Annotated in this window: 24 protein-coding genes; 22 read left to right on the top strand and 2 right to left on the bottom strand. The window is 71.0% G+C overall.

The window, feature by feature from the left end; all coding sequences use genetic code 11:
- Window positions 1-56: 56 nt before the first annotated feature.
- The 21 genes from OC439_RS28600 to OC439_RS28500 all read left to right on the top strand — a co-directional run bounded on the left by OC439_RS28600 (window position 57) and on the right by OC439_RS28500 (window position 22,262).
- The gene (locus tag OC439_RS28600; RefSeq protein WP_262016141.1) at window positions 57-335 is read left to right on the top strand and encodes a type II toxin-antitoxin system Phd/YefM family antitoxin; all 279 of its coding nucleotides are present in this window, start codon (window positions 57-59) and stop codon (window positions 333-335) included.
- Complete coding sequence (locus OC439_RS28595) at window positions 332-742, top strand: type II toxin-antitoxin system VapC family toxin (protein ID WP_262016140.1); 411 nt, start codon at window positions 332-334, stop codon at window positions 740-742. Before OC439_RS28600 ends, OC439_RS28595 begins: the two co-directional genes overlap by 4 nt.
- Before the next feature lie 73 nt (window positions 743-815).
- A complete protein-coding gene (gene mqnC, locus OC439_RS28590; RefSeq protein ID WP_262016139.1) occupies window positions 816-2,006 on the top strand; it encodes a cyclic dehypoxanthinyl futalosine synthase in 1,191 nt (396 codons plus the stop codon).
- A gap of 391 nt (window positions 2,007-2,397) precedes the next feature.
- Window positions 2,398-3,108, top strand: a complete 711-nt coding sequence (locus OC439_RS28585; protein ID WP_091414513.1) for a demethylmenaquinone methyltransferase — start codon at window positions 2,398-2,400, stop codon at window positions 3,106-3,108.
- Window positions 3,109-3,182: 74 nt separating this feature from the next.
- The gene (locus OC439_RS28580; RefSeq protein WP_262016138.1) at window positions 3,183-3,401 is read left to right on the top strand and encodes a hypothetical protein; all 219 of its coding nucleotides are present in this window, start codon (window positions 3,183-3,185) and stop codon (window positions 3,399-3,401) included.
- Between the two features lie 134 nt (window positions 3,402-3,535).
- Window positions 3,536-4,810 carry a geranylgeranyl reductase family protein gene (locus OC439_RS28575; protein ID WP_030273587.1) on the top strand — a complete coding sequence of 425 codons (1,275 nt, stop codon included), beginning with the start codon at window positions 3,536-3,538 and terminating at the stop codon, window positions 4,808-4,810.
- 133 nt (window positions 4,811-4,943) lie between these two features.
- On the top strand, window positions 4,944-5,309 hold the full coding sequence (locus OC439_RS28570) for an NADH-quinone oxidoreductase subunit A (protein WP_013283601.1): 366 nt from the start codon (window positions 4,944-4,946) through the stop codon (window positions 5,307-5,309).
- An 11-nt stretch (window positions 5,310-5,320) separates the two neighbouring features.
- Window positions 5,321-6,001, top strand: coding sequence for a NuoB/complex I 20 kDa subunit family protein (locus OC439_RS28565; RefSeq protein ID WP_013283602.1), 681 nt, complete (start codon window positions 5,321-5,323; stop codon window positions 5,999-6,001).
- Window positions 5,998-6,729 carry an NADH-quinone oxidoreductase subunit C gene (locus tag OC439_RS28560; protein ID WP_262016137.1) on the top strand — a complete coding sequence of 244 codons (732 nt, stop codon included), beginning with the start codon at window positions 5,998-6,000 and terminating at the stop codon, window positions 6,727-6,729. Before OC439_RS28565 ends, OC439_RS28560 begins: the two co-directional genes overlap by 4 nt.
- On the top strand, window positions 6,726-8,051 hold the full coding sequence (locus tag OC439_RS28555; protein WP_120572080.1) for an NADH-quinone oxidoreductase subunit D: 1,326 nt from the start codon (window positions 6,726-6,728) through the stop codon (window positions 8,049-8,051). The genes OC439_RS28560 and OC439_RS28555 overlap by 4 nt, the downstream gene beginning before the upstream one ends.
- Window positions 8,048-9,142: an NADH-quinone oxidoreductase subunit NuoE gene (gene nuoE, locus OC439_RS28550; protein WP_262016136.1), complete on the top strand. Its 1,095-nt coding sequence runs from the start codon at window positions 8,048-8,050 to the stop codon at window positions 9,140-9,142. Before OC439_RS28555 ends, nuoE begins: the two co-directional genes overlap by 4 nt.
- Window positions 9,139-10,455 (top strand): NADH-quinone oxidoreductase subunit NuoF, encoded by a 1,317-nt coding sequence (gene nuoF, locus OC439_RS28545; protein ID WP_262016135.1) that lies wholly within the window; start codon window positions 9,139-9,141, stop codon window positions 10,453-10,455. Before nuoE ends, nuoF begins: the two co-directional genes overlap by 4 nt.
- A gap of 55 nt (window positions 10,456-10,510) precedes the next feature.
- On the top strand, window positions 10,511-12,952 hold the full coding sequence (locus tag OC439_RS28540) for an NADH-quinone oxidoreductase subunit G (RefSeq protein WP_262016134.1): 2,442 nt from the start codon (window positions 10,511-10,513) through the stop codon (window positions 12,950-12,952).
- Window positions 12,949-14,304, top strand: a complete 1,356-nt coding sequence (gene nuoH / locus OC439_RS28535; protein WP_262016133.1) for an NADH-quinone oxidoreductase subunit NuoH — start codon at window positions 12,949-12,951, stop codon at window positions 14,302-14,304. The genes OC439_RS28540 and nuoH overlap by 4 nt, the downstream gene beginning before the upstream one ends.
- A gap of 1 nt (window position 14,305) precedes the next feature.
- Window positions 14,306-14,953 (top strand): NADH-quinone oxidoreductase subunit NuoI, encoded by a 648-nt coding sequence (gene nuoI / locus OC439_RS28530; RefSeq protein WP_013283609.1) that lies wholly within the window; start codon window positions 14,306-14,308, stop codon window positions 14,951-14,953.
- Window positions 14,950-15,720, top strand: a complete 771-nt coding sequence (locus OC439_RS28525) for an NADH-quinone oxidoreductase subunit J (protein ID WP_262016132.1) — start codon at window positions 14,950-14,952, stop codon at window positions 15,718-15,720. Before nuoI ends, OC439_RS28525 begins: the two co-directional genes overlap by 4 nt.
- The gene (gene nuoK, locus OC439_RS28520) at window positions 15,717-16,016 is read left to right on the top strand and encodes an NADH-quinone oxidoreductase subunit NuoK (protein WP_013283611.1); all 300 of its coding nucleotides are present in this window, start codon (window positions 15,717-15,719) and stop codon (window positions 16,014-16,016) included. Before OC439_RS28525 ends, nuoK begins: the two co-directional genes overlap by 4 nt.
- A gap of 7 nt (window positions 16,017-16,023) precedes the next feature.
- The gene (gene nuoL, locus OC439_RS28515) at window positions 16,024-17,985 is read left to right on the top strand and encodes an NADH-quinone oxidoreductase subunit L (protein ID WP_410054967.1); all 1,962 of its coding nucleotides are present in this window, start codon (window positions 16,024-16,026) and stop codon (window positions 17,983-17,985) included.
- Between the two features lie 64 nt (window positions 17,986-18,049).
- A complete protein-coding gene (locus OC439_RS28510) occupies window positions 18,050-19,582 on the top strand; it encodes an NADH-quinone oxidoreductase subunit M (RefSeq protein WP_120572072.1) in 1,533 nt (510 codons plus the stop codon).
- Entirely contained in the window at window positions 19,579-21,132 is a 1,554-nt protein-coding gene (gene nuoN, locus OC439_RS28505) for an NADH-quinone oxidoreductase subunit NuoN (RefSeq protein ID WP_262016131.1), read from the top strand. Before OC439_RS28510 ends, nuoN begins: the two co-directional genes overlap by 4 nt.
- Before the next feature lie 89 nt (window positions 21,133-21,221).
- A complete protein-coding gene (locus OC439_RS28500; protein WP_262016130.1) occupies window positions 21,222-22,262 on the top strand; it encodes a polyprenyl synthetase family protein in 1,041 nt (346 codons plus the stop codon).
- 123 nt (window positions 22,263-22,385) lie between these two features.
- Here the strand turns inward: OC439_RS28500 and OC439_RS28495 are convergent, their stop codons facing one another.
- Window positions 22,386-23,582 carry an MFS transporter gene (locus OC439_RS28495; protein WP_262016129.1) on the bottom strand — a complete coding sequence of 399 codons (1,197 nt, stop codon included), beginning with the start codon at window positions 23,580-23,582 and terminating at the stop codon, window positions 22,386-22,388.
- Window positions 23,583-23,734: 152 nt separating this feature from the next.
- Here OC439_RS28495 and OC439_RS28490 point away from each other — a divergent pair, with 152 nt between their 5' ends.
- A complete protein-coding gene (locus tag OC439_RS28490; RefSeq protein ID WP_013283617.1) occupies window positions 23,735-24,517 on the top strand; it encodes an IclR family transcriptional regulator in 783 nt (260 codons plus the stop codon).
- 118 nt (window positions 24,518-24,635) lie between these two features.
- Here the strand turns inward: OC439_RS28490 and OC439_RS28485 are convergent.
- The coding region (locus tag OC439_RS28485) for a PhoX family protein (RefSeq protein ID WP_262016128.1) at window positions 24,636-26,496 on the bottom strand (1,861 nt) is incomplete at its 5' end.

Genomic DNA, 26,496 nt, shown 5'->3' with positions numbered 1-26,496 from the left:
GTTTCGGGTCGACCACCATCCGTGACGCGTAGAACGTTGCGTCCTACACTTGGCTCATGGAGCAGATCGCCGTCCGGGAGCTGAACCAGCACACCAGCCGGGTGCTGGCGCGGGTGCGCGCCGGTGAGACGGTCGAGGTGACCGATCGGGGTGAGCCGATCGCCCGTCTCGTCCCGGTGCTGGCCGGCGACGCGCTCCTCGGCCGGTTGGTGGCCGAGGGCCGGGCCGCGGCCCCGACCACGACCGGCCCGGTCCCGATGCCGCCGGTGCTCGGGGATCCCACGGTGGACGCCGCAGCCGCCCTGATCGAGGCGCGCGACGAGGAGCGCTGGTGATCTACCTCGACTCGGCGGCGGTCATCAAGATGCTGCGGCGGGAGGCGGAGACGCCGGATCTGCTCGGCTGGCTGAACGAGCGCGCCGGCACCGCCCTGGTGTCGTCGGCTCTCGTCGAGGTGGAGGTGCCACGGGCCTTGCGTCGTGCCGCACCACAGGCGCTGGTCGGCGTCCCCTCGGTGCTGGGACGTCTCTACCGGGTCGAGATCGACGCCACGGTCCGGGCGACCGCGGGCGCGTACCCGGAGGCGATGCTGCGCAGCCTCGACGCCGTCCACCTCGCCACCGCCGAGGTCCTGGCCCGGCAGGCGGCGGCCGAGTTCGTCGCGTTCGTCACGTACGACAAGCGGCTGCTGGAGGCGGCCAAGGCGATCGGGCTGCCGGTGGCCAGTCCGGGCATGCCCTGACCGGGTGGGTCTCTCGTCACCGGGTGAGGAGTGGCGTTTCCCGCCGTCGGGCCCGCGACGTACGCTCGGGGATGTGACGGCGAACCGGGAGATCGACGACATCCTGCAACGCGGCGCGGACGGCGGGCGGATCACGCCCGAGGAGGCGCTGCTGCTCTACACCGACGCGCCCTTCCACGCGCTGGGCGAGGCGGCCGACGCGGTACGGCGGCGCCGCTACCCGGACAACATCGTCACGTACCTCATCGACCGCAACATCAACTACACGAACGTCTGCGTGACGGCGTGCAAGTTCTGCGCGTTCTACCGGGCCCCCAAGCACAAGGAGGGCTGGACCCACCCGACCGAGGAGATCCTGCGCCGTTGCGGCGAGGCGGTCGAGCTGGGCGCCACCCAGGTCATGCTCCAGGGCGGGCACCACCCGGACTACGGCGTCGAGTACTACGAGGAGCTGTTCTCCTCGGTCAAGAAGGCGTACCCGCAGCTCGCGATCCACTCGATCGGCCCGAGCGAGATCCTGCACATGGCGAAGGTCTCCGGCGTGAGCCTGGACGAGGCCATCGCCCGGATCAAGGCCGCCGGGCTGGACTCGATCGCCGGTGCCGGCGCCGAGATGCTGCCGGACCGGCCGCGTAAGGCGATCGCGCCGCTGAAGGAGTCCGGCGCGCGCTGGCTGGAGGTCATGGAGCTGGCGCACCGGCAGGGCCTGGAGTCGACGGCCACCATGATGATGGGCACCGGCGAGACCAACGCCGAGCGCATCGAGCACCTGCGGATGATCCGCGACGTGCAGGACCGCACCGGCGGTTTCCGGGCCTTCATCCCGTGGACGTACCAGCCGGAGAACAACCACCTGAAGGGCCGCACCCAGGCGACCACGATGGAATACCTGCGCCTGGTCGCGGTGGCCCGCCTGTTCTTCGAGACGGTCCCGCACCTGCAGGCGTCCTGGCTGACCACCGGCAAGGACGTCGGGCAGCTCGCGTTGCACATGGGCGTGGACGACCTCGGCTCGATCATGCTGGAGGAGAACGTCATCTCCTCGGCCGGTGCCCGGCACCGGTCGAACCTGCACGAGCTGATCGGCATGATCCGGTCGGCCGACCGGATCCCGGCCCAGCGGGACACGCTCTACAACCGGCTCGCGGTGCACCACACGCCGGCCGACGACCCGAGCGACGACCGCGTCGTCTCGCACTTCTCGTCGATCGCCCTGCCCGGCGGCGGCGCCGGGAAGTCGCTGCCGCTGGTCGAGGTCAACTGACCGGGTTCCGCCGTTCGGCCGGTCGGTGTCCGTCGTGCGGCCGGAGCTCCGCCCGTTTCCGGTGAAGCTTGCGCCAGAGGTCTTCACCTGCGTGATCACCGGCGGCTAGCCTGCCCGCGCGACACCACCGATCCGGGCCGCTAGCAGGCAGGTAACAGGTCGGCGGCGACCCGGTCGAGCACGGCCCGGTGAGCCGACGACGCCATTACGCTTGCGGCGTCCGTCGGACCGTCGTCCTCCATCGGCCCATGAGGGCCGTTCATATAACGCACCGCGGCAGGGGCGGGATGGGTGACCATCCCGCCCCTGCCGTGTGCCGGGATCGATGAAGGAGCGCACCGGCGACTGACCCGGGGGGAGGCGGGGGCGGCGCGGCTGGCAGAGTGGAGGGGTGAGCCGTACCCCGCAGGGCCAGCGCGCCAGCCTGGACAAGCAGCCGCACGAGGTCGCCGCGATGTTCGACGGTGTCGCGGCCCGCTACGACCTGACGAACACCGTCCTGTCGTTCGGGCAGGACCGGTCGTGGCGGCGGGCCACCCGTGCGGCGCTCGGGTTGCGGCCGGGTGAGCGGGTGCTGGACGTGGGCGCCGGCACCGGTGTGTCGACCGAGGAACTGGCCCACTCCGGGGCGTACGCGGTCGGCGCGGACCTGTCGCTGGGCATGCTGTACGCGGGCAAGCGCACCCGTCCGTCGGTGCCGCTGCTGGCCGGGGACGCGCTGCGGTTGCCGTTCGCCGACGCGAGCTTCGACGCGGTGACCATCTCCTTCGCGCTGCGCAACGTCAACGACACCGACGCGGCACTGGCCGAGCTGGCCCGGGTGACCCGGCCGGGCGGGCGGCTCGTGGTCTGCGAGTTCAGCACTCCGGTGAACCCGGCGTTCCGCACGGTCTACCTGTCGTACCTGATGCGGTCGTTGCCGGCGGTGGCCCGCGCGGTGTCGAGCAACCCGGACGCCTACGTCTATCTCGCGGAGTCGATCCGGGCCTGGCCGGACCAGGCGGCGCTGGCCGCGCGGATCGGCGCGGCCGGCTGGGGCCGGGTGGCGTGGCGCAACCTGACCGGCGGCGTCGTGGCGCTGCACCGGGCCGTCCGAAACTGACCGTCCGACCAGCCGACGCTGGTCATTTCGTGAATATCCGATTTTGGTCTACTTTGTCCCGTAGGCTCGCCCCCATGACGGGACCAGACCAGGCCGCCACCGGCGACGACGCCGCCGAGCTGATCGCGCAGCTCCGCGAGCTGGCCGGCGCGGATCCCGCAGATGTCCGGCAGGTCGTCGCCGAGGTGCTCGCCGCGCTGGACCGGGCCGCCGGTGGCGCGTTGCGCGACCATCTGCCCGAGGCCATCCGCCTCGACGCCGGGCTCGGACCGGCCGCGCAGGCGCGCCCCTGACCGGTCTCGACGCTCTTACCGGCGCGTTTCCGCGAAGTTAGGCCCCCCTCAGCGCGTACTGGTGTAACGCCGGTCATAGACTCCAACCGGATCGGCTTGTGAAGCATTTCACGAGCATGCGGGAGGAGGCGCGGATGACCGCGGTGGAGAACGACGCCGACGTCATCGTCGTGGGCGCCGGTCCCGGAGGATCGGCCACGGCGTACCACCTGGCGCGGCACGGCGTACGCGTGCTGCTGCTGGAGAAGACGGAGTTTCCCCGGGAGAAGGTCTGCGGCGACGGGCTCACGCCCCGCGCCGTGCGGCAGCTGATCCGGATGGGCGTGGACACCTCGCCCGAGGCGGGCTGGCTGCACAACAAGGGCCTCCGGGTGATCGGCGGCGGCATACGCCTGGAACTGGACTGGCCCGACCTGGCCAGCTTCCCCAACTACGGCCTGGTGCGCACCCGGCTCGACTTCGACGACCTGCTCGCCCAGCGTGCGGTCGCCGCCGGGGCGAAGCTGCAGACCAGCGTCAACGTCCTCGGGCCGGTGCTCGGCGCCGACGACCGGGTGATCGGCGTGCAGGCCGAGGTCGGCCCGGACAAGGAACCCGCCACGTTCCACGCGCCGCTCGTGGTCGCCGCCGACGGCGTCTCCGGCCGCTTCCCGCTCGCGCTCGGGCTCGCCAAGCGGGAGGACCGCCCGATCGGCGTGGCCGTCCGCCGCTACTACCGCTCGCCCGCCAAGCACGACGACGACTACCTGGAGTCCTGGCTGGAGCTGCGGGCCAAGGGCAGCGACGCGCTGCTGCCCGGCTACGGCTGGATCTTCGGCCTCGGCGACGGCCGGGTGAACGTCGGCCTGGGCGTGCTGAACTCCTCCTCGGCGTTCGGCAAGACGAACTACCGCAAGCTGCTCACCGACTGGCTCGCGAACACCCCCGAGGACTGGGGGATGACCGACGAGTCCAACGCGGAGGGTCCGATCCTCGGCGCCGCGCTGCCGATGGGCTTCAACCGCGTCCCGCACTACACCCGCGGTGTGCTGCTGGTCGGTGACTCCGGCGGCATGGTCAACCCGTTCAACGGCGAGGGCATCGCGTACGCGATGGAGTCGGGCGAGATGGCCGCGGAGGTCGTGGTGCAGGCGCTGGCCCGCCCGGCCGGCGCGGAGCGGGAGCGGGCGCTGATGGCGTACCCGCAGGAGCTGAAGGCCCGCTTCGGCGGCTACTACCGGCTCGGCGGCGTCTTCGTGAAGCTCATCGGCCGCCCCGAGATCATGCGGATGGCGACCAAGCACGGCATGCCGCACCCGATGCTCATGCGCTTCGTGCTCAAGCTGCTGGCCAACCTGACCGACCCGCGCGGCGGGGACGCGATGGACCGGGTCATCAACGCGATGACGAAGGTGGCCCCGGCCGTGTAGGAGACGACCGGCCCGAGGCGGAACCCCCACGGGCCGGACAGAGATCGACCCCGCCGACCGAGGTCGTGAGGGACGTGAATAGTGTGATTTTGGCCAACCACCGAGGTCAGGGAAGGACGAGCAGGGGACAACGATGACGCTCTCTCCTTACGCACCCATCATCGGGCTGTTCGCCCTCGCTGCGGCGTTCGCGCTGTTCTCCGTGGCCGCTGCCCGACTCGCCGGCCCGCGGCGTCTGAACAAGGCCAAGCTCGAGGCGTACGAGTGTGGCATCGAGCCGAGCCCGCAGCCGGTCGGCGGCGGCCGGTTCCCGATCAAGTTCTACCTGACGGCGATGCTCTTCATCGTCTTCGACATCGAGATCATCTTCCTCTACCCCTGGGCGGTCTCCTTCGACGCCCTGCCGATCTTCGGCTTCGTGGAGATGGTCCTGTTCATCGTCGCGGTCTTCGTCGCGTACGCCTATGTCTGGCGTCGCGGCGGCCTGGACTGGGACTGAGGAGGTAGCAGATGGGCATCGAGGAGAAGCTCCCCTCCGGCGTCCTGCTCACCAGCGTCGAGAAGCTGGTCAACTGGACGCGGAAGACCTCGGTCTGGGGCGCCACGTTCGGTCTGGCCTGCTGCGCCATCGAGATGATGGCGGCGGGCGGCCCGCACTACGACATGGGCCGCTGGGGCATGGAGGTCTTCCGCGCCTCGCCCCGCCAGGCGGACCTGATGATCGTGGCCGGCCGGGTGAGCCAGAAGATGGCCCCGGTCCTGCGCCAGATCTACGACCAGATGGCCGAGCCCCGCTGGGTCATCTCGATGGGCGTCTGCGCCAGCAGCGGCGGCATGTTCAACAACTACGCCATCGTGCAGGGCGTCGACCACGTCGTACCGGTCGACATGTACCTTCCCGGCTGCCCGCCCCGGCCGGAGATGCTCATCGACGCGGTGCTCAAGCTGCGCGAGAAGATCATGCACGAGCCGCTGGGCCCGAACGGCCGCAAGATGCTGGAGGCCCGCCAGGCGCGCGGCGACGTGCCGGTGGTGCCGTACGGCTCGATGCCCTCGTCGTACCGCAGCGACAAGGCCCGGCGTGCCGAGTGGACGAAGGCGGTCCGCGAGGGGCGTGAGGAGCAGCTGCGGATCGAGAACTGGATGAAGGCGCAGAACCACCTTCAGGCGTCGCATAGGGGCCCGAAATGAGCAACGACAAGAACAACGACGGCGGGGTGCCGGTACCCACCACCCCGGCCGGTGCCAGCTCCACCGCCCCGGCGGAGTACCCGCCGGCCGGCCCGGCCGGCCGGGGCATGTTCGGCAACCAGGGCACCGGTGACGTCTCCGGCTACGGCGGCCTGGTCCGCCCGCGCAAGCCCATCGAGGAGGCGGCCCGGCCGTACGGGAGCTACTTCGACGAGGTGCGGGACGCGCTGGAGGAGGCGTACCCGGACTTCGGCGACGCGATCGAGAAGGTCGTGGTCGACCGGGGCGAGCTGACTCTGCACGTCCGCCCGGAGCGGATCGCCGAGGTCTGCCAGGTGATGCGCGACGACCTCGCGCTGCGCTTCGAGCTGTGCTCCTCGGTGTCCGGTGTGGACTACCTGGGCGCGCAGGAGCGCCGCCTGCACGTGGTCTACCACCTGACCTCGATGACCTACCGCCGCATCGTCCGGCTGGAGGTGGCGGTCTCCGTCGAGGACCCGCACGTCCCGAGCGTCACCGCCGTCTACCCGACCGCCGACTGGCAGGAGCGGGAGACGTACGACATGTTCGGCGTCGTCTTCGACGGCCACCCCGCCCTGACCCGGATCCTCATGCCGGACGACTGGGAGGGGCACCCGCAGCGCAAGGACTACCCGCTGGGCGGCGTCCCCGTCGAGTACAAGGGTGCGGAGATCCCCCCGCCGGACCGTAGGAGGTCGTACCAATGACCACGTCGAACTACGCGACCGAGCGCGAGACGACCGAGGGCAAGGTCTTCACCGTCACCGGCGGGGACTGGGACGAGGTCGTCTCCGGCACGGACCCGATCAACGACGAGCGGATCGTCGTCAACATGGGTCCGCAGCACCCGTCCACCCACGGCGTGCTGCGGCTGGTCCTGGAGCTGGAGGGTGAGACGGTCCGCGAGGCCCGCTCGGTCGTCGGCTACCTGCACACCGGCATCGAGAAGAACCTGGAGTACCGCAACTGGGTCCAGGGTTCGACGTTCGTGACCCGGATGGACTACCTCTCGCCGCTGTTCAACGAGACGGCGTACGCGCTCGCGGTGGAGAAGCTGCTCGGCATCACCGACGACATCACCGAGCGGGCCACCACCATCCGCGTGCTGATGATGGAGCTCAACCGGGTCTCGTCGCACCTGGTCTGGCTGGCGACCACCGCCATGGAGCTGGGCGCGATCAACATGATGCTGTACGGCTTCCGCGAGCGGGAGTACGTCCTCGACATCTTCGAGACCATCACCGGCCTGCGGATGAACCACGCGTACGTGCGGCCGGGCGGTGTGGCGCAGGACGTCCCGGACGACGCGATCCGCAAGATCCGCGACTTCCTCCAGCTGATGCCGAAGCGGCTCAAGGAGTACGAGAACCTGCTGTCCGGTCAGCCGATCTGGCTGGAGCGTACGCAGCACGTCGCGGTGCTCGACGTGACCGCCTGCATGGCGCTCGGCGTCACCGGCCCGGTGCTGCGGTCCGCGGGTCTCGCCTGGGACCTGCGCAAGACGATGCCGTACTGCGGATACGAGACGTACGAGTTCGACGTGCCGACGCACACCGACGGTGACGTGTGGGGCCGCTACCTGGTCCGGGTGGCGGAGATCCGCGAGTCGCTGAAGCTGATCGAGCAGGCGCTGGACCGCCTGAAGCCCGGCCCGGTGATGGTGTCCGACAAGAAGATCGCGTGGCCGGCGCAGCTGGCCATCGGCGTGGACGGCATGGGCAACTCGCTGGAGCACGTCGCCAAGATCATGGGTCAGTCGATGGAGTCGCTGATCCACCACTTCAAGCTCGTCACCGAGGGCTTCCGGGTTCCGCCGGGCCAGGTGTACGTCGGCATCGAGTCGCCCCGCGGCGAGCTGGGCGTGCACGCGGTGTCCGACGGCGGCACCCGGCCCTACCGGGTGCACTACCGGGAGCCGAGCTTCGTCAACCTCCAGGCCCTCCCGGCGATGGCCGAGGGCGGCCTGATCGCCGACGTGATCGCCGGCGGCGCCTCGCTGGACCCCGTGATGGGTGGTTGTGACCGATGAGCTTTACCGAAACGACTCGCGCCCGGGCCCGGGAGATCATCGCCCGGTACCCGGCGGACCGGTCCCGCTCGGCGCTGCTGCCGCTGCTGCACCTGGTCCAGTCCGAGGAGGGCTACGTCTCCCCGGCCGGTGTCGAGTTCTGCGCCGAGGTGCTCGGGCTCAACAAGGCCCAGGTCGGCGCCGTCGCCACCTTCTACACCATGTACAAGCGCAAGCCGACCGGTGACTACCTGGTGAGCGTCTGCACAAACACCATGTGCGACGTGCTCGGCGGGCAGAAGGTCTACGACACCCTGGCCGAGCACCTCGGCGTCGGGCACGAGGAGACCACCGCCGACGGGAAGATCACCCTGGAGCACGCCGAGTGCCTGGCGGCGTGCGACTACGGCCCGGTGATGACAGTCAACTACGACTTCTTCGACAACGTGGAGCCGCAGGCCGCTGTCGACGTGGTCGAGGAGCTGCGTGCCGGCGGCCGGCCGATGCCGACCCGTGGGGCGCGGCTGTGCACGCTCAAGGAGATGGCGGTCCAGCTCGCCGGTTTCGCCGACGAGCGTGACGGTGCGGTGGCCGACGGCGGGCCGGGCGAGCCGAGCCTGCGCGGTCTGCGCCTGGCCGAGCAGCACGGCGTCTCGGTGCCGGGCTTCGACCCGAAGACGCCGATCCGCAGCAAGGCCGAGGCCGACCGGGCCGCCGCCGAGGCGAAGGCGAAGTCCGAGGCCGCGAAGCCGGCCCCCGCGTCCGAGCCGGCCAAGCCGGAGGCGGCGACCGGCAGCACCGCGCCGGACGTGAAGGCGCCGGACGCCAAGTCGCCGCAGGTGCGTACCGCCGAGACCCGGCAGCCGGACGCGAGCACCCCGGCGCCGGACGCCCCGGGCACCAAGGTCCCGGTGGACGGACCGGCACCGGCGCCGCGCGACGCGCGGGCGGCGGAGGCGGCCGGCGTGGCGTCGAACCCGCCGGCCGGTGACGGCAAGCCCGCCGGCGACGCGGCCGGCGCGCAGGAGCGCAACCTCAAGGAAGCGGAGTCCGGTACGGGCGCGGACGGCGCCGACCCGGCGGACGCGAGCGGAACGGGGGTCCGGAAGTGACCACTCCTCGGCCGGAGACGCTGGCCAAGCTCACGCCGGTGCTCACCAAGCGCTGGCTCTCGCCGGACGCGTGGCGGCTCGGCACCTACGAGAAGCTGGACGGCTACGCCGCCCTGCGCAAGGCGCTCAACGCGCACCCGGACGACCTGATCCAGCTGGTCAAGGACTCCGGACTGCGTGGCCGGGGCGGCGCGGGCTTCCCGACCGGTCTCAAGTGGGGCTTCATCCCGCAGGGCGACGGGAAGCCGCACTACCTGGTGGTGAACGCCGACGAGGGCGAGCCGGGCACCTGCAAGGACCTGCCGCTGATGACCCACGACCCGCACTCGCTGGTCGAGGGCGTCATCATCGCCTCGTACGCGATCCGGGCCAACCGGGCGTACATCTACATCCGCGGTGAGGCGGTGCACGCCGCCCGGCGGCTGCGCAGCGCCGTCGACGAGGCGTACGCCAAGGGTTACCTCGGCCGGAACATCCTCGGCTCGGGCTTCGACCTGGACCTGGTGGTGCACTCCGGCGCCGGTGCGTACATCTGCGGTGAGGAGACCGCGCTGCTGGACTCGCTGGAGGGCTTCCGCGGCCAGCCCCGGCTGCGTCCGCCGTTCCCGGCGACCCACGGCCTGTACGCCAGCCCGACCGTCGTCAACAACGTCGGCACCATCGCCAGCGTGCCGTACATCGTGCTCGGTGGCGCGGACTGGTGGAAGACGATGGGCACGGAGAAGTCGTCCGGCCCGATGATCTACTCGCTGTCCGGCCGGATCGCCAACCCCGGCCAGTACGAGTGCTCGATGGGCATCACCCTGCGCGAGCTGATCGAGCTGGCCGGCGGCATGAAGCCCGGGCACAACCTGAAGTTCTGGACCCCGGGTGGCTCGTCGACGCCGCTGCTGACCGCCGAGCACCTGGACGTGCCGCTGGACTTCGAGGGGGTGGCGGCGGCCGGCTCGATCCTGGGCACCACCGCCACGCAGATCTTCTCCGACCAGGACTGCCCGGTGTACGCGACCTACCGGTGGCTGGAGTTCTACCACCACGAGTCGTGCGGCAAGTGCACCCCGTGCCGGGAGGGCAACTACTGGATGGTCCGGGTCTACCGGCGCATCCTGGCCGGCCAGGGCACCCACGAGGACCTGGACACCCTGCTCGACACCTGCGACAACATCCTCGGCCGTTCGTTCTGCGGTCTGGGTGACGGCGCGACCAGCTCGGTGACCTCGTCGCTGAAGTACTTCAAGCAGGACTACCTCGACTACATCGAGGGACGTACCGCGCCGAAGCTCTCCGACAAGTCTCTGGTTGGAGCTCACTGATGAGCGCGAGGAACGAGCTTGCGAGTCCCGCAGTCGCGATTGGAAGGCGACGCTGATGACCGACGTAGCCAAGCAGACCGAGACCGTCACGCTGACCATCGACGGCGTCGAGGTCACCGCGCCCAAGGGCGCGCTGCTGATCCGCGTCGCCGAGCAGCTCGGCACCGAGATCCCGCGCTTCTGCGACCACCCGCTGCTGGCTCCGGCCGGCGCCTGCCGGCAGTGCCTGGTGGAGGTGGAGGGCCAGCGCAAGCCGGTCGCCTCCTGCACCCAGACAGTCGCCGACGGCATGGTGGTGCGGACGCAGCTCACCTCCCCGGTCGCCAAGAAGGCCCAGGAGGGGGTGATGGAGCTGCTGCTCCTCAACCACCCCCTGGACTGCCCGATGTGCGACAAGGGCGGCGAGTGCCCGCTGCAGAACCAGGCGATGTCCACCGGCCGGACGGACTCGCGGTTCCACGAGCACAAGCGGGAGTACCCGAAGCCGCTGCCGATCAGCACCCAGGTGCTGCTCGACCGTGAGCGTTGCGTGCTCTGCCAGCGGTGCACCCGGTTCTCCGAGGAGATCGCCGGGGACAAGTTCATCGACCTGATGGGACGCTCCTCGCACGAGGAGATCAACATCTACCGGGACGAGGAGTACGGCGAGGACGGCGACGCCGGTGACGTCCCGTTCAACTCCTACTTCTCCGGCAACACCGTGCAGATCTGCCCGGTGGGCGCGCTGACCGGCGCGCAGTACCGGTTCCGGGCCCGCCCGTTCGACCTGGTCTCCACGCCCAGCGTCTGCGAGCACTGCTCGGCCGGCTGCGCCCAGCGCACCGACTGGCGGCGCGGCAAGGTGCTGCGCCGGCTGGCCGGCGACGACCCGGCGGTGAACGAGGAGTGGAACTGCGACAAGGGTCGCTGGGGCTTCCAGTACACCCGCGCGTTCGACCGGATCAGCACCCCGATGGTGCGCGACGAGAAGACCGGTGAGCTGCGCGAGGCGTCCTGGAGCGAGGCGCTGACCCGGGCCGCCGAGGGGCTGCGCGCGGCCCGCGACGGCGCGACCGGCACGGCGGTGCTGACCGGCGGCCGGCTGACAGTCGAGGACGCCTACGCGTACGCGAAGTTCGCCCGCATCGCGCTGCACACGAACGACATCGACTTCCGGGCCCGCCCGGTCTCCCGCGAGGAGGCCGACTTCCTGGCCAGCAGCGTCGCCGGGGTCACCGACGTGACCTACACGGACGTGGAGAACGCGCCCGCCGTGGTGCTCGTCGGCCTGGAGCCGGAGGAGGAGTGCCCGATCCTCTTCCTGCGGCTGCGCAAGGCGTACCTGAAGAAGAAGCTCACCGTGTACGCGCTCGCGCCGTTCGCCACGCGCGGCCTGGAGAAGCTCGGGGCCAAGCTGGCCCGGGTGGTGCCCGGCGAGGAGGCCGGCGTGCTGGCCGAGCACGCCACGGTGGCCGAGGCGCTGGGTCAGCCCGGCGCGATCCTCATCGTCGGCGAGCGCCTGGCCGAGGTGCCGGGCGGCCTGTCGGCGGCGGCGGACGTCGCCCGGCGTACCGGTGCCCGGCTGGTCTGGGTGCCGCGGCGCGCGGGTGACCGCGGCGCTGTCGACGCGGGCTGCCTGCCCAACCTGCTCCCCGGCGGCCGGGTCGTCACCGAGCCGGCCGCGCGCGCGGAGCTGGGCGAGGCGTGGGACATCCCGGCCGGGGTGATCCCCAGCCAGGCCGGCCGCGACACCGACGGCATCCTCACCGCCGCCGCGAACGGCCAGATCGGCGCCCTGGTGGTGGCCGGCGTCGACCCGGCCGACCTGGCCGACCCGCGCCTGGCCGAGTCCGCACTGGACGCGGTGCCGTTCCTGGTCAGCCTGGAACTGCGGATGAGCGCGGTGTCCCGCCGCGCCGACGTGGTCCTGCCGGTCGCGCCGGTGGTCGAGAAGGCCGGCAGCTTCCTGGACTGGGAGGGCCGGCTGCGCACGTTCGAGAAGGTGCTGGACACCGGCGCGATGACCGACGCCCGCATCCTCGACGCGCTCGCCGCGCAGCTCGACGTGCGGCTGGGCACCGGTGACGTGCCGAGCATCCGGCGCGAGCTGGGCGCGCTGCCGCGCACCCGGGTCGAGCGTCCGTCGGCGCCCTCGGTCGAGCCGGCCGCCGTTCGGCAGCCCGGACCGGGCGAGGCGGTGCTCGCCACCTGGCACCAGCTGATCGACCTGGGCAGCCTCACCGACGGCGACGAGCACCTCGCCGGCACCGCCCGCCCGCCGGTGGTCCGGCTCGGCAAGGGCACCGCCGAGGCGCTCGGTGTCGCCGACGGTGACCCGGTCACGGTGGGCACCGACCGCGGCGCGATCACGCTGCCGGCGGCGATCACCGAGATGCCCGACGGCGTCGTCTGGCTGCCGACCAACTCACCCGGCTCCACCGTGCGGCGCGGCCTCGGCGCGACGTCCGGCGACGTGGTGAGCGTCTCCGCAGTCGGGAACGAAAGGTGGGTGCAGTGAACCCCGTCATCCTCGCGGCGCAGGACCCGACGCTTGCCGACTTCGGCAAGGACCCGTGGTGGCTGGTCCTCGGCAAGATCCTGTTCGCGTTCGTCGTCGCCGTGGCGGCCACGCTGCTCGGCGTCTGGTTCGAGCGCCGGGTCGTCGGCCGCATGGCGGTGCGGCCCGGCCCCAACCAGGCCGGCCCGTTCGGTCTGCTCCAGACGCTCGCCGACGGCGTGAAGCTGGCCTTCAAGGAGGACATCCTCCCGCGCAAGGCCGACAAGGTCGTCTACTTCTTCGCCCCGGTGATCTCCGTGGTCTGCGCGGTCACCGCACTGTCGGTGATCCCGTTCGGGCCGATGGTGAGCATCTTCGGGCACCGGACGCCGCTGCAGGTCACCGACGTGTCGGTGGCGGTGCTGGTGGTGCTGGCCTTCTCCTCGCTCGCCGTGTACGGCATCGTGCTCGGCGGCTGGGCCAGCGGCTCCACCTACCCGCTGCTCGGCGGTCTGCGCTCGGCGGCCCAGCTGGTCTCGTACGAGGTCACCATGGGCCTGAGCGTGGTCGCGGTGTTCATGACCGCGGGCACCATGTCGACGAGCGGGATCGTCGCCGCGCAGGGCGACGGCACCCGGCTGAGCATCGGCGGCTTCGACCTCGCCGCGCCCGGCTGGTACGCGATCCTGCTGCTGCCCAGCTTCATCATGTTCTTCATCGCCATCGTCGGTGAGACCAACCGGGCGCCGTTCGACCTGCCCGAGGCGGAGTCGGAGCTGGTGGCCGGCTTCCAGACCGAGTACAGCTCGCTGAAGTTCGCGCTGTTCATGCTCAGCGAGTACGTCGCGATGGTGACCATGTCGGCGTTCACCGTGACGCTGTTCCTCGGCGGCTGGCACGCGCCGTGGCCGATCACCATCTGGTCGGGCGCCAACGACGGCTGGTGGCCGATGCTGTGGTTCTTCGGCAAGGTCATCATGCTGGTGTTCGTCTTCGTCTGGCTCCGCGGCACGCTGCCCCGGCTCCGGTACGACCAGTTCATGCGGTTCGGCTGGAAGGTGCTGCTGCCGCTGAACCTGGTCTGGATCATGGTGCTCGCCGGGCTGCGCTCGATCGAGGACTGGCAGACCCGGGACCGGCTGCTCGTCACCGCCGTCGGCGCGGGCGTGCTGCTGCTGGCCACGCTCTTCTGGCCGTCGCGGAAGAAGGAGCCGAAGCCGTCGCTGCAGGAGCAGGCGGACACCCGGCCGTACGGCAGCTTCCCGTTGCCGCCGATGGATCTTCAGGTTCCGCCGAGCCCGCGTACCAAGCGCGTGCTCGCCGAGCGGGAGCCGGCCAACGTGGTCGCCGGCCCGGACTCCAGGGAGGTGTGACGTGGGCGCGATCACCGGAACGTTCAAGGGCTTCGGTGTCACCTTCTCGCACATGTTCAAGAAGGTCGTCACCACCGACTACCCGTTCAAGCCGCCGGTCTCGGCGCCGCGCTACCACGGGCGGCACATCCTCAACCGGCACCCGGACGGGCTGGAGAAGTGCATCGGCTGCGAGCTGTGCGCCTGGGCCTGCCCGGCCGACGCGATCTATGTGGAGGGTGGCGACAACACCGAGGAGCAGCGCTTCTCCCCGGGTGAGCGGTACGCCAGCACCTACCAGATCAACTACGCCCGGTGCATCTTCTGCGGGCTCTGCATCGAGGCCTGCCCGACCCGTTCGCTCACCATGAGCAACGAGTACGAGCTGGCCCGCGACAACCGGCAGGACCTGATCTTCACCAAGGAGCAGCTGCTCGCTCCGCTGCTCGAAGGCATGGAGCAGCCGCCGCACCCGATGCGGCTGGGCGACAGCGAGAAGGACTACTACGTCGGCGCGCTCACCAACCCGGGCACCTCGGCCGGCGCCGAGCGCTCGCCGATGGGCCCCGGCCGGTACCAGGTGGAGGAGCACCCGGGCGTGACCTTCCCCGGCGCCGAGCAGGCCGAGCAGCGGTCCGCCGCCGCGGCGGGCAAGGGAGGCAAGGCATGACCTCGGCAACGGTGCTCGCCGCCGCCGGCCAGGTGTCCGGGGGTGAGGAGGTCACCTTCTGGATCCTCGCCCCGCTGGCCCTGCTCGGCGCGGTCGGCATGGTGTGGGCCCGCAACGCGGTCCACTCCGCGCTCTGGCTGGTGCTGACCATGCTCTGCCTGGGCGTGTTCTACGTGCTCCAGGCCGGGCCGTTCATCGGCATGGTGCAGATCATCGTCTACACCGGCGCGATCATGATGCTGTTCCTGTTCGTGCTGATGCTCGTCGGCCGGGACGCGTCCGACTCGCTCATCGAGACGCTGCGCGGCCAGCGGGTCGCCGCCGTGGTCCTCGGGCTCGGCTTCGCCGGCCTGGTGGGCACCGGCCTCTACCGCGCGCTCGACGGCGTCCAGCCGGTCGGTCTCGACGAGGCGAACGGCGAGGGCAACGTCCAGGGCATCGCCCGGCTGCTGTTCACCAAGTACGTCTTCGCCTTCGAGCTGACCTCGGCGCTGCTGATCACCGCCGCCGTCGGCGCGATGGTGCTGGCGCACGTGGAGCGGCGCAAGGCGGACCGGATGGACCAGATCGCCACCATGAAGGCGCGGTTCCGCCCCGGCAACTACCCCGGACCGAAGCCCGGCCCGGGCGTCTACGCCACGTCCTCCTCGGTGGCCACCCCGGCCCGTCTGCCCGACGGCCGGCTGACCGACCGCAGCATTCCGGAGATCATGCCGGTGCGCGAGCTGACGGCCGAGGAGACCGCACCGAAGGGGACCGAAAAATGACCCCGGACTACTACCTCATCCTCGCGGCGGTGCTGTTCACCATCGGCGCCGTGGGCGTGCTGGTCCGGCGCAACGCGATCGTGCTGTTCATGTGCATCGAGCTGATGCTCAACGCGGCCAACCTGACCCTGGTCACGTTCAGCCGGATCAACGGCGACCTGAACGGCCAGATCATGGCGTTCTTCGTGATGGTGGTCGCGGCGGCCGAGGTCGTGGTCGGGCTCGCGATCATCATGGCGATCTTCCGGACCCGGCGCTCGGCCAGCGTCGACGACGCCAACCTGCTGAAGTACTGAGGGGCTCGTGGTGGAACAGATTCTGACGATCGCCCAGTCTGAGCCAGCCGAAGCCGTCACCTTCGCCACGGCGGACGGGATGCTGGGCAGTGTCTGGCTGCTGGTGGCGATCCCGCTGGTCAGCGCGGCGATCCTGCTGCTGCTCGGCAAGCGGGCCGACCGCTGGGGCCACTGGCTGGGCGTGGGCGCCATCGGTGCCGCGTTCGTGCTCGGGCTCACCTACTTCCTCCAGCTGCGCGGGCTGGAGAACAAGCAGGTCGAGCTGAGCCTCTGGGACTTCATGGCGGTCGGCAACCTGAAGGTCGACTTCGGTCTGCTCTTCGACCCGCTGGCCGCGGTCTTCGTCCTGCTGATCACCGGGGTGGGCTTCCTGATCCACCTCTACGCCGTGGAGTACATGGCGCACGACGCGGGCCGGCGGCTGTTCTTCGCGTACTTCAACCTGTTCGTCGCCGCCATGCTCCTGCTGGTGCTCGGCAACAACTACGTGATGCTCTACTTCGGCTGGGAGGGCGTCGGCCTGGCGTCGTACCTGCTGATCTCCTTCTGGTACGGCCGGCCCAGCGCGGCCACCGCCGGCAAGAAGGCGTTCCTGATGAACCGGGTCGGCGACGCCGGCCTGGCCATCGGCATCTTCATCATGTTCGCCGTGCTCGGCACCACCCAGTACGACGAGGTGTTCAACGGGGTCGGCTCGATGACCTCGACCACCGTGCTGGTGCTCGGCCTGCTGCTCCTGCTCGGCGCGGCCGGCAAGTCCGGTCAGTTCCCGCTCCAGGCGTGGTTGCCGGACGCGATGGAGGGCCCGACCCCGGTGTCCGCGCTCATCCACGCGGCCACCATGGTCACCGCCGGCGTCTACCTGATCGCCCGCTCCAACGCGATCTTCTCGGCCAACGAGACGCTCCAGCTCGTGGTGGTCAGCGTCGGTGCGCTCACGCTGCTGATGGGCTGCATCATCGGCGCGGCCAAGGACGACATCAAGCGCGTGCTGGCCTGGTCGACGGTGAGCCAGATCGGCTACATGTTCCTCGGCGTCGGTCTCGGCGGTGGCGCGTACGCGCTGGCCATCGTGCACCTGCTGGCGCACGGCTTCTTCAAGGCCAACATGTTCCTCGGCGCCGGCTCTGTCATGCACGGCATGAACGACCAGGTGGACATCCGCCGCTTCGGCGGGCTGTCCAAGTACATGAAGGTCACCTGGCTGACGTTCATGATGGGCTGGCTCGCCATCATCGGCATGTTCCCGTTCTCCGGCTACTTCTCCAAGGAGCCGATCATCGTGGCCGCGTTCGAGCGGGAGGGCTGGACGGCCTGGCTGTTCGGCATGGCCGCGCTGCTCGGCGCCGGGCTCACCGCGTTCTACATGACGCGGCTGTTCGTGCTCACCTTCCACGGGCCGAAGCGCTGGACCGAGGACATCGAGCACCCGCACGAGTCGCCGAAGCTGATGACCATCCCGCTGATCCTGCTGGCGGTCGGCTCGGTCGGCGCGGGCTTCCTGCTCGCCACCTCCGTGCCGGACTGGCTCACCGCCACCAACGGACTCGCCGCCGAGAGCGGGGAGCATGCGCCGGTGCTGGCGCACTGGCTGCTCACCGCGCTGTCGCTGCTGGTCACCGTGCTGGGCGCCGGGCTGGCCTGGTTCCTGTTCCGCTCCGGTACGGCCACCGAGCCGCAGCCGGCCGGCGTGGTGGTCACCGCCGCCCGCCGGAACCTCTACACGGACGCCTTCAACGAGGCGGTCTTCGAGAAGCCGGGCATCTTCCTCACCCGGGCGCTGGTGTTCCTCGACAACCGGGGCGTGGACGGGCTGGTCAACGGCCTGGCCGCCGCCGTGGGCGGGGGCTCGGGCCGGCTCCGGCGGCTCCAGACCGGCTTCGTGCGGTCGTACGCGACCTCGATCCTGACCGGCGCGCTGCTCGTGGTGGCGGCGTTCCTGGCGGTGCAGGCGGGGTGGTTGGCGTGATCGACCTCAACGCGGCCGCCCCCGCCGGCGGGCCACGCAGTCACGACGGAGGTAAGGCCGAATAATGTCCAACTTCCCGTTCCTCTCGGTGCTGACCGTGGCGCCGCTGGTCGGCGCCCTGGTGGTGGCACTGCTGCCCCGCAGCCGCCCGGACCTGGCCAAGCTGGTGGCGTTCGGCTGGTCGCTGCTGGTGCTGGTGCTCTCGGTGGTGATGTGGTTCGCCTTCTCCGCCGGTGGTGACCGGTTCCAGTTCCGCGAGTCGTACCCGTGGATCCCGAACTGGGGCGTGAGCTTCACCTTCGAGGTGGACGGCATCGCGCTGGTCATGCTGATGCTGATCGCGATCCTGGTGCCGCTGGTGATCCTGGCGTCCTGGCACGACGCCGAGGCGTCGAAGCGCTCGGTGCCCGCGTACTTCGCGCTGCTGCTCGTCCTCGAGTGCACGATGATCGGCGTCTTCGCCGCCGCCGACGTCTTCCTGTTCTACGTGTTCTTCGAGGTCATGCTGGTGCCGATGTACTTCCTGATCGGCAGCTACGGCGGCCACCAGCGGCAGTACGCGGCGGTGAAGTTCTTCCTCTACTCGCTGGTCGGCGGTCTGTTCATGCTGGCCGCGGTGATCGGCCTCTGGGTGGTCGGCGGGAAGACCTTCGACTGGCAGGCGCTGAGCCAGGCGGAGTTCGCCACCGACACGGCCCGCTGGCTGTTCCTCGGCTTCTTCGTGGCCTTCGCGATCAAGGCGCCGTTCTTCCCGTTCCACACCTGGCTGCCGGACGCCGGTGGCGCGGCCCCGGCCGGCGCCGCCGCGCTGCTGGTCGGCGTGCTGGACAAGGTCGGCACGTTCGGCATCCTGCGCTACTGCCTCCCGCTGTTCCCGGAGGCGTCGCGCTGGTTCGCGCCGTGGGCGCTGGCGCTCGGTGTCATCGGCATCATCTACGCCGCGCTGCTGGCGGTCGGCCAGAACGACCTGAAGCGGCTGGTGTCGTACACCTCGATCGCGCACTTCGGGTTCATCGGCGTCGGCATCTTCGCGTTCACCACCCAGGCCGGCACCGGTGCGGTGCTCTACATGCTCAACCACGGCCTGGCCACCGGCCTGCTGTTCCTCGTGGTCGGCATGCTGATCGCCCGGCGCGGCTCGGCGCTGATCAGCGACTTCGGTGGCGCGGGCAAGCTGGTCCCGGTGCTCGCCGGCGTGCTGTTCTTCGCCGGTCTGGCCTCGCTGGCGCTACCCGGCACCGCACCGTTCGTCTCCGAGTTCCTGGTGCTGATCGGCACGTTCACCGTCAACAAGCCGGTCGCGGTGATCGCCACGCTCGGCATCATCCTGGCGGCGGCGTACGTGCTGTGGATGGTGCAGCGCACCACGCAGGGCACGCTGAACCCGGCGCTGACCGAGGTCGAGGGCATGCGCCGCGACCTCACCCTGCGCGAGAAGGTGGTCGTCGCGCCGCTGATCGCGCTGATCGTGCTGCTCGGCTTCTATCCGAAGCCGGTCACCGATGTCATCAATCCCGCCGTCCAGGCGACCATGCAGGACGTCGGCAAGTCCGACCCCGCCCCTGAGGTCGGCAGCGTCCAGGAGGCCGCAAAATGACCGAGCTCAAGCTGCCGTCGATCGACTACGCGGCGCTCGCTCCGATCCTGATCATGCTGGGCGCGGCGCTCCTCGGGGTCCTGGTCGAGGCGTTCGTGCCGCGCCGCCTGCGCAACGCGGTGCAACTCGGGCTCGCCCTGGTGGCGATGCTCGCCGCGATCGTCATGGTGATCCTGAACTCCGACGACCGGCTGATCACCATCGGCGGCGCCATCGCGATCGACGGCCCGACGCTGTTCCTGCAGGGCGCCATCCTGGTGCTCGCGGTGATGGCGCTGCTGCTCGTCGGCGAGCGCACTGTCGAGCGGGGCGGCGCGTTCGTGGCGCACGCCGCGGTCACCGCCGAGTCGGCCGAGGACCGGCGACAGGCCGAGGGCGTCGGCGGTGCCACCGAGGTCTACCCGCTGATGTCGTTCGCGATCGGCGGGATGCTGATCTTCGTGGCGGCGAACGACCTGCTGACCATGTTCGTCGCGCTGGAGGTCTTCTCGCTTCCGCTCTACCTGCTCTGCGCGCTGGCCCGCCGCCGGCGTCTGCTGAGCCAGGAGGCGGCGCTGAAGTACTTCATGCTCGGCGCGTACGCCTCGGCGTTCTTCCTGTTCGGTGTCGCCCTGATCTACGGCTTCACCTCCGGGATCCCGGGCCGTACGGCCGGCGTCGACTTCGCCACCGTGCACGCCGCGGTCACCGACTCCCCGTCCAGCCCGGTGCTGTTGTTCGCCGGCATGGCGCTGCTCGCCATCGGCCTGCTGTTCAAGGCCGCCGCCGCGCCGTTCCACGTCTGGACGCCGGACGTCTACCAGGGCGCGCCGACCCCGGTCACCGGCTTCATGGCGGCCTGCACCAAGGTCGCCGCGTTCGGTGCGCTGCTGCGCGTCTTCCACGTGGCGTTCGCCGGGGCCTCCTGGGACTTCACCCCGGTGCTCGGCGCGATCGCGGTGCTGACCATGCTGGTCGGCGCGGTGCTGGCGGTCACCCAGACCGACATCAAGCGCCTGCTGGCGTACTCGTCGATCGCGAACGCCGGTTACCTGCTCGTCGGTGTGCTGGCGCCCAGCCGTGAGGGGCTCTCCGGCACCATGTTCTACCTGGCCGCGTACGGCTTCTCGGTGCTCGCCGCGTTCGCGGTGGTGACGCTTGTGCGTGACGCCGACGGGGAGGCCACCCACCTGTCCCGCTGGGCCGGGCTGGGCCGCCGGTCACCGTTCTTCGCGGCGATCTTCACGTTCATCCTGCTGGCCTTCGCCGGTATCCCGCTGACCAGCGGCTTCACCAGCAAGTTCGCGGTCTTCGGCCCGGCCCTGGAGGCGAACCAGGCGTGGCTGGTGATCGCCGGCGTGCTGACCAGCATGGTGCTGGCCTTCCCGTACCTGCGGGTCGTGGTGATGATGTGGCTGTCCGAGCCGGGCGAGTCCACGCCGACGGTGACCGTGCCCGGCGCGCTCACCTCGGCCGCCCTGGTCATCGGCGTGCTCGCCACGCTGGTCCTCGGCGTGGTGCCCGGCCCGCTGCTCGACCTGACCACCGGCGCCGCCGAATTCGTCAGATGACAGAGGTGTTCCCACCGGGGGCCGGTACGCCGTGGCGTACCGGCCCCCGGCCCGTATCCCCGTCGACGAGCAGGTCGAACGGGTGTGGCATGGTTGAGGACGTGGCGAACCCGGCTGGCGAGCGTTCAGGTCAGTTCGGCGCGCTCGGCCTGCACCTCGCCGACCCGCGCGTCGAAGCCTCCGTGCTGGGCGTGCTCGACCGGGTCGAGACGAGCCTGCGGGCGAGCGTGGCGAGCGCCGATCCGCTGGTGACCGAGGCGTCCCGGCACCTGGTCGAGGCCGGCGGCAAGCGGTTCCGTCCGCTGCTGGTGGCGCTGGGCGCCCAGTTCGGCGACCCGGAGGCCGACCAGGTCGTCCCCGCCGCCGTGGTGATGGAGCTCACCCACCTGGCGACGCTCTACCACGACGACGTGATGGACGAGGCCGCCGTGCGGCGTGGCGCTCCGAGCGCCAACTCCCGCTGGACCAACTCGGTCGCCATCCTGGTCGGCGACTACCTCTTCGCCCGGGCCGCGGACATCGCCGCCGACCTGGGCCCCGAGGCGGTACGCCTGCAGGCGCGCACGTTCGCCCGGCTGGTGCACGGCCAGATCGCCGAGACGGTCGGCCCGCGCGACACCGACCCGGTCGCGCACTACCTGCACGTGATCGCCGAGAAGACCGGCTCGCTGATCGCCACCTCGGCCCGCTTCGGCGGCATGTTCGGCGGCGCGGCGCCCGAGCACGTCGAGGCCCTGGCCGAGTACGGCGAGATCATCGGTGTCGCGTTCCAGCTCTCCGACGACCTGCTGGACATCGCCAGCGAGTCGGTCCAGTCCGGCAAGACACCCGGCACGGACCTGCGCGAGGGCGTACCCACCCTGCCGGTGCTCTACGCGATGGCCTCCGACGACGCGGACGCGGCGAGCGTACGGCTGCGCGAGATCCTGGCCACCGGCCCGCTGGTGGACGACGCGCTGCACGCCGAGGCGCTGGGCCTGCTGCGGGAGTCGCCGGCGCTCAAGCGTGCCCGGGAGACGGTGCGCAGCTACGCCGAGGACGCACGCGCCCGGCTGGCTCCGCTGCCCGAGGGTCCGGCGCGTCGCGCGCTGGAGTCCCTCTGCGACTACATCGCCGACCGCACCAGCTGACCCCCCTCGCCCCACCCACCCGCTCGGGCTCCCGTCGATCATGAGGTTGACGGTCGCCCACCCCGGCGTGTCGCACCGCCAACCTCATGATCGTCGCGATGGGGGCGGGGCTGGTGCGGACAGTCAGGGGAGAGCGCGAGTGGGAGTGGGGCGTAGGAGGCGGGCGCCCAGCAGCATCAGGAAGGCGGCCAGGAGCATCGCTGCGGCGGCAGTCAGCCACATCGCCGGGTAGCCCGCCGCTCCGGCGAGCGCGCCCAGGCCGAGCGGACCGAGGCAGCCGCCCGCGTACACCCCGGTCTGGGTGATCGAGGTGGCGGCGGCCGGGGCCTGCGGGTGGAGCCGGACCACGGCGAAGTTCATCAGCCCCGGCCAGGCCCAGCCGAGACCGAAGCCGAGCACCACGCCCGCTACCAGCGGCGCCGAGCCGGCCACCGCGAGCAGGATCAGGCCGACCGATCCGGTCAGCAGCATCCCGGCGATCAGCCCGACGTGCCCGCTGGTGCGCCGGTCGGCCAGCCAGCCGACGCCCACCCGGGCGAGCACGCACACCACACTGCCCAGCGTCAGTGTCAGGCCGGCCAGGCCGGGGGAGAGGCCCCGCGCCGCCGCCGAGTCGACCAGGAACGTGCCGAGGGCGTTCGCCGCGGCGGCCGCCAGCGTCGCGGCCAGCCCGATCACCACGAGCGGGCCGGTGCCGCCCGGACGGCGACCGGAGGCGGTGCGGGCCCGCCGATCCCCTCCGGCGCGGGGTACGGCCGGCAGCACGGCGAGCGCGGCCACCGCGGCGGCCACGAAGGCCCAGCGCCAGCCGGCGGTGAGCGCGACAGTGGGGACCGCCAGACCGGCCAGCAGCGTGGCGGCCGGTACGGCGGCCTGCTTCACGCCGAACGAGAGGCCCTGCCGGTGGGCGGGTACGTGCTCGGCCAGCGCGGCGTTGCTGGCGAGCTGCCCGAGGGCGTTTGCGGCGGCGCTGAGGGCCAGCAGGGCCACCAGGACCGGGTACGACCGGGCCAGCCCGGCCACCGCCAGCAGTGAGGCGGCGGAGAGCAGGATGGCGGCCCGGGCGACCGGGGCCGAGCCGAAGCGCTCGACCAGGGCGCCGGAGGGCACCGAGGCGAGCGCGCTCACGCCGAAGTAGATCGAGACGGCCAGGCCCAGCCCGGCCGGGCTGAAGCGGAGTTCGTCAGCGAGCTGGACGGCGAGACCACCGACCAGGAAGACGGGCAGGACGCACACGATCGTGGTGAGGGTGGCGCCGGCGCCGACCGTGACGGCGTGCCGGGACGCCGGAGGGGCGGCTCGCGAAACTGTTTCAGTCATCGCGAGCACACCTTACGCCGGACGTTTTGGCTGCTCATCGTGTCCGTCGACACACTGTCTGTGTCTGGTCTTCTGGCATCCTCCATCCGAACAGGCATTTCGCACTCGGCCGGTTTTTCATATGGTGTAAGTCCCCGGCGGCGGAGGTGGTTGTGCGCGACCCCTTGGCGGAACCTTCGGACCTGATCCGTAGCGTGTCTCGCGCGCTTCGAGTGCTCGAGTCGGTCGGCCGTGCGCCGAGAGGGCTCACCGTGAAGCAGATCGCCCGGCGCTGCGAGCTGACCGTCGCCACCACGTACCACCTGGTGCGCACGCTCGCGTACGAGGGCTACGTGATCCGGCGCGAGGACGGGACGTACATCGTGGGGCTGGAGGTGGCCGACCGCTACCGCGAGCTGGTCACCGCGTTCCGGGGGCCGCCGGCGGTCGGTGAGGCGCTGCGCCGCGCGGCGTCGGACACCGGCTGGAGCCACTACCTCGGCCGTTTCGTCGGCGGGCAGGTGGCGGTGACCGCGTCCGCCGAGGGGCCGCGCTCGCCCTACATGGAAGACCTGGTGCCGGGCTTCGACGAGGGCGCACACGCCACCGCGCTGGGCAAGAGCCTCCTTGCCACGCTCACCACCGAACAGCGCTTCCGCTACCTGCGCGAGTACGGCATGCGCCCGTTCACCACGGCCACCCTCACCACCGTCGAGGCGTTCGAGGCGGACCTGGCCGCCGGTGACCGGCGCGGCATGCAGCTGGAGCTGGGGCAGTTCCGGCAGGGCGTGGCGTGCGCCGCGGTGCTGGTCAGCCCGGACAAGGACATCGAGCGCCGGGTGGTGCTGGCGTGCGCGCTGCCGGCCGGCGAGATGATGACCTCGGCCCGGGTGGTCCGCGCCAAACTGCTCACCGCCGCGCGCGCCATCGCCGACGGGATCGCCTCCGAGAACTGACTCGCCGCGCGGGCCGATCGCCTGCGGATCGTCTCCCACAACCGACGAGGGGCCGCCGACCTGGTGGGTCGGCGGCCCCTCGCGGGGCGGTCCAGCGCCGGACCGCCCAGGGGGTGGGTCAGCTACCGACCGGGCCGCCGTCGAGGCGCCAGGTGACCACCACGCCGGGCTTGGCGAAGTCGCCGTCCGGCCAGGTGGAGGCCGGGTTCTCCACCGACGCGCCGGACACCTCGCCGGGGTGCTGCACGGCCACGAAGACCGAGCGGTTGTCGCCGGTGATGAACGGGCCGCAGGTCTCCGCGCCGAGCGGAACGGTGAGGAACTGCTTCAGGTGACCCCGCTCCGGCCCCTCGACGGCGGTGGCGAACAGGCCGTCGTTGCTGCCCAGCGCGTTGCCGTCGGTCGAGATCCACAGGTTGCCGGTGGCATCGAAGGCGACGTTGTCCGGGCAGGAGATCGGGGAGACCTTCGTCTTGTCGTACCCGGCGAAGTAGGTCGAGGCGTCCGCCGGGTCGCCGCAGACGATCGGCAGCGACCAGGCGAAGGTCTCGGCGGTGTTGTCGCCGCGGTCCTCGACCAGCTCCAGGATCTGCCCGTGCCTGTTGCTGTTGCGCGGGTTCGCCTCGTCGGCGGGCGCCTTGCCGGCCTTGCCGCGGTCGCTGTTGTTTGTCAGTGCCACGTAGACCTTGCCGGTGAGCAGGCTCGGCTCGACGTCCTCGGGGCGGTCCATCTTGGTGGCGCCGACCTTGTCCCCGGCCAGCCGGGTGAAGGTGAGCACGTCGGCGGCGGTCATGCCGTCGACGTACGAGCGGTTGCCGCTGACCAGCTTGATCCAGTGGCCCCGGCCGCCGAACCCGCCGTCGGCCGGGAGCGTGCCGGAACCGTCGATCTCGGCGGCCGGGCTGTCGCCCTCGATCTTCGCCACGTAGAGCGTGCCCGACTCCAGCAGCGTCAGGTTGTGCCGCCGCGCCACCGAGGACTGCCCCGGCATGAACTTCTTGTCCGAGACGAACTTGTAGAGGTAGTCGAAGCGCTCGTCGTCGCCCATGTACGCGACCACCCGGCCGTTGCGCGCCACGATGACGTTCGCGCCCTCGTGCTTGAACCGGCCCAGCGCGGTGTGCTTGCGCGGCTTGGCCTGCGGGTCGAACGGGTCGATCTCGACGACCCAGCCGAACCGGTTCGCCTCGTTGGGGTGCTTGGCCAGGTCGAAGCGCTCGTCCGCCCGCTCCCACTTGCGGCTGCCGCTCGGGTGGCGCACGTCGGTCGGGATGCCGTACCGGGCCAGCTTCGGCTTCTGCTCCTCGGGCGCGCCGTCGCCGCCGACGAAGTACTGGTTGAAGTTCTCCTCGCCGGAGAGCACGGTGCCCCACGGGGTGACGCCACCGGCGCAGTTGTTGAGCGTGCCGATCACCGTCCGGCCCTTCGGGTCGGCGGCGGTACGCAGCCACGCCGAGCCGGCGGCCGGGCCGGTCAGCTCGAACTTCGTGGCCAGCGCGGTGACCCGGCGGTTGTACTCGCGCCGGCCACGCCGTACCGGCCGCCACTGCCCGGTGTTCTCCACCCGCTCCAGCTCGACCACTGACATGCCGTGCGCGGCCATCGCCACCCGCACCTGCTCCACCGTGAGCGCGTCCTGGCCGGTGAAGCCGGGGAACATCAGGTCCTCGTTCGTGTACTCGTGGTTGACCACGAGCAGCGCGCGCCGCCTGTCGATCGGCAGCACGCCGACGAAGTCGTTGTTGTAGCCGAACTGCTTGGACTGGGCGGCGGCGGTCTGTCGGCCCAGGCTGAACGCGGGCGCGCCGGGCACGACCTCGTCACCCCAGCGGATCACGACGGAGTGGTCGTACCCGTTGGGGACCACGAGGGTGTCGAGCTTGTTCGGCGGGATCGGCTTGAAGGTCAGCGCGCCGCTGCCAGGGCGGCCCGCGCCGGCGGGCGGCACCTCGCCGCCGCCGGGAACCGGCGGTGCGGCG

It is taken from the genome of Micromonospora sp. Mcm103 (genome assembly GCF_024519755.1).
In the GTDB taxonomy this organism is placed as follows: Bacteria; Actinomycetota; Actinomycetes; order Mycobacteriales; family Micromonosporaceae; genus Micromonospora; species Micromonospora aurantiaca.
The sequence above is the reverse complement of the archived record's forward strand: the minus strand, read 5'-3'. Positions and strand labels throughout refer to the sequence as shown.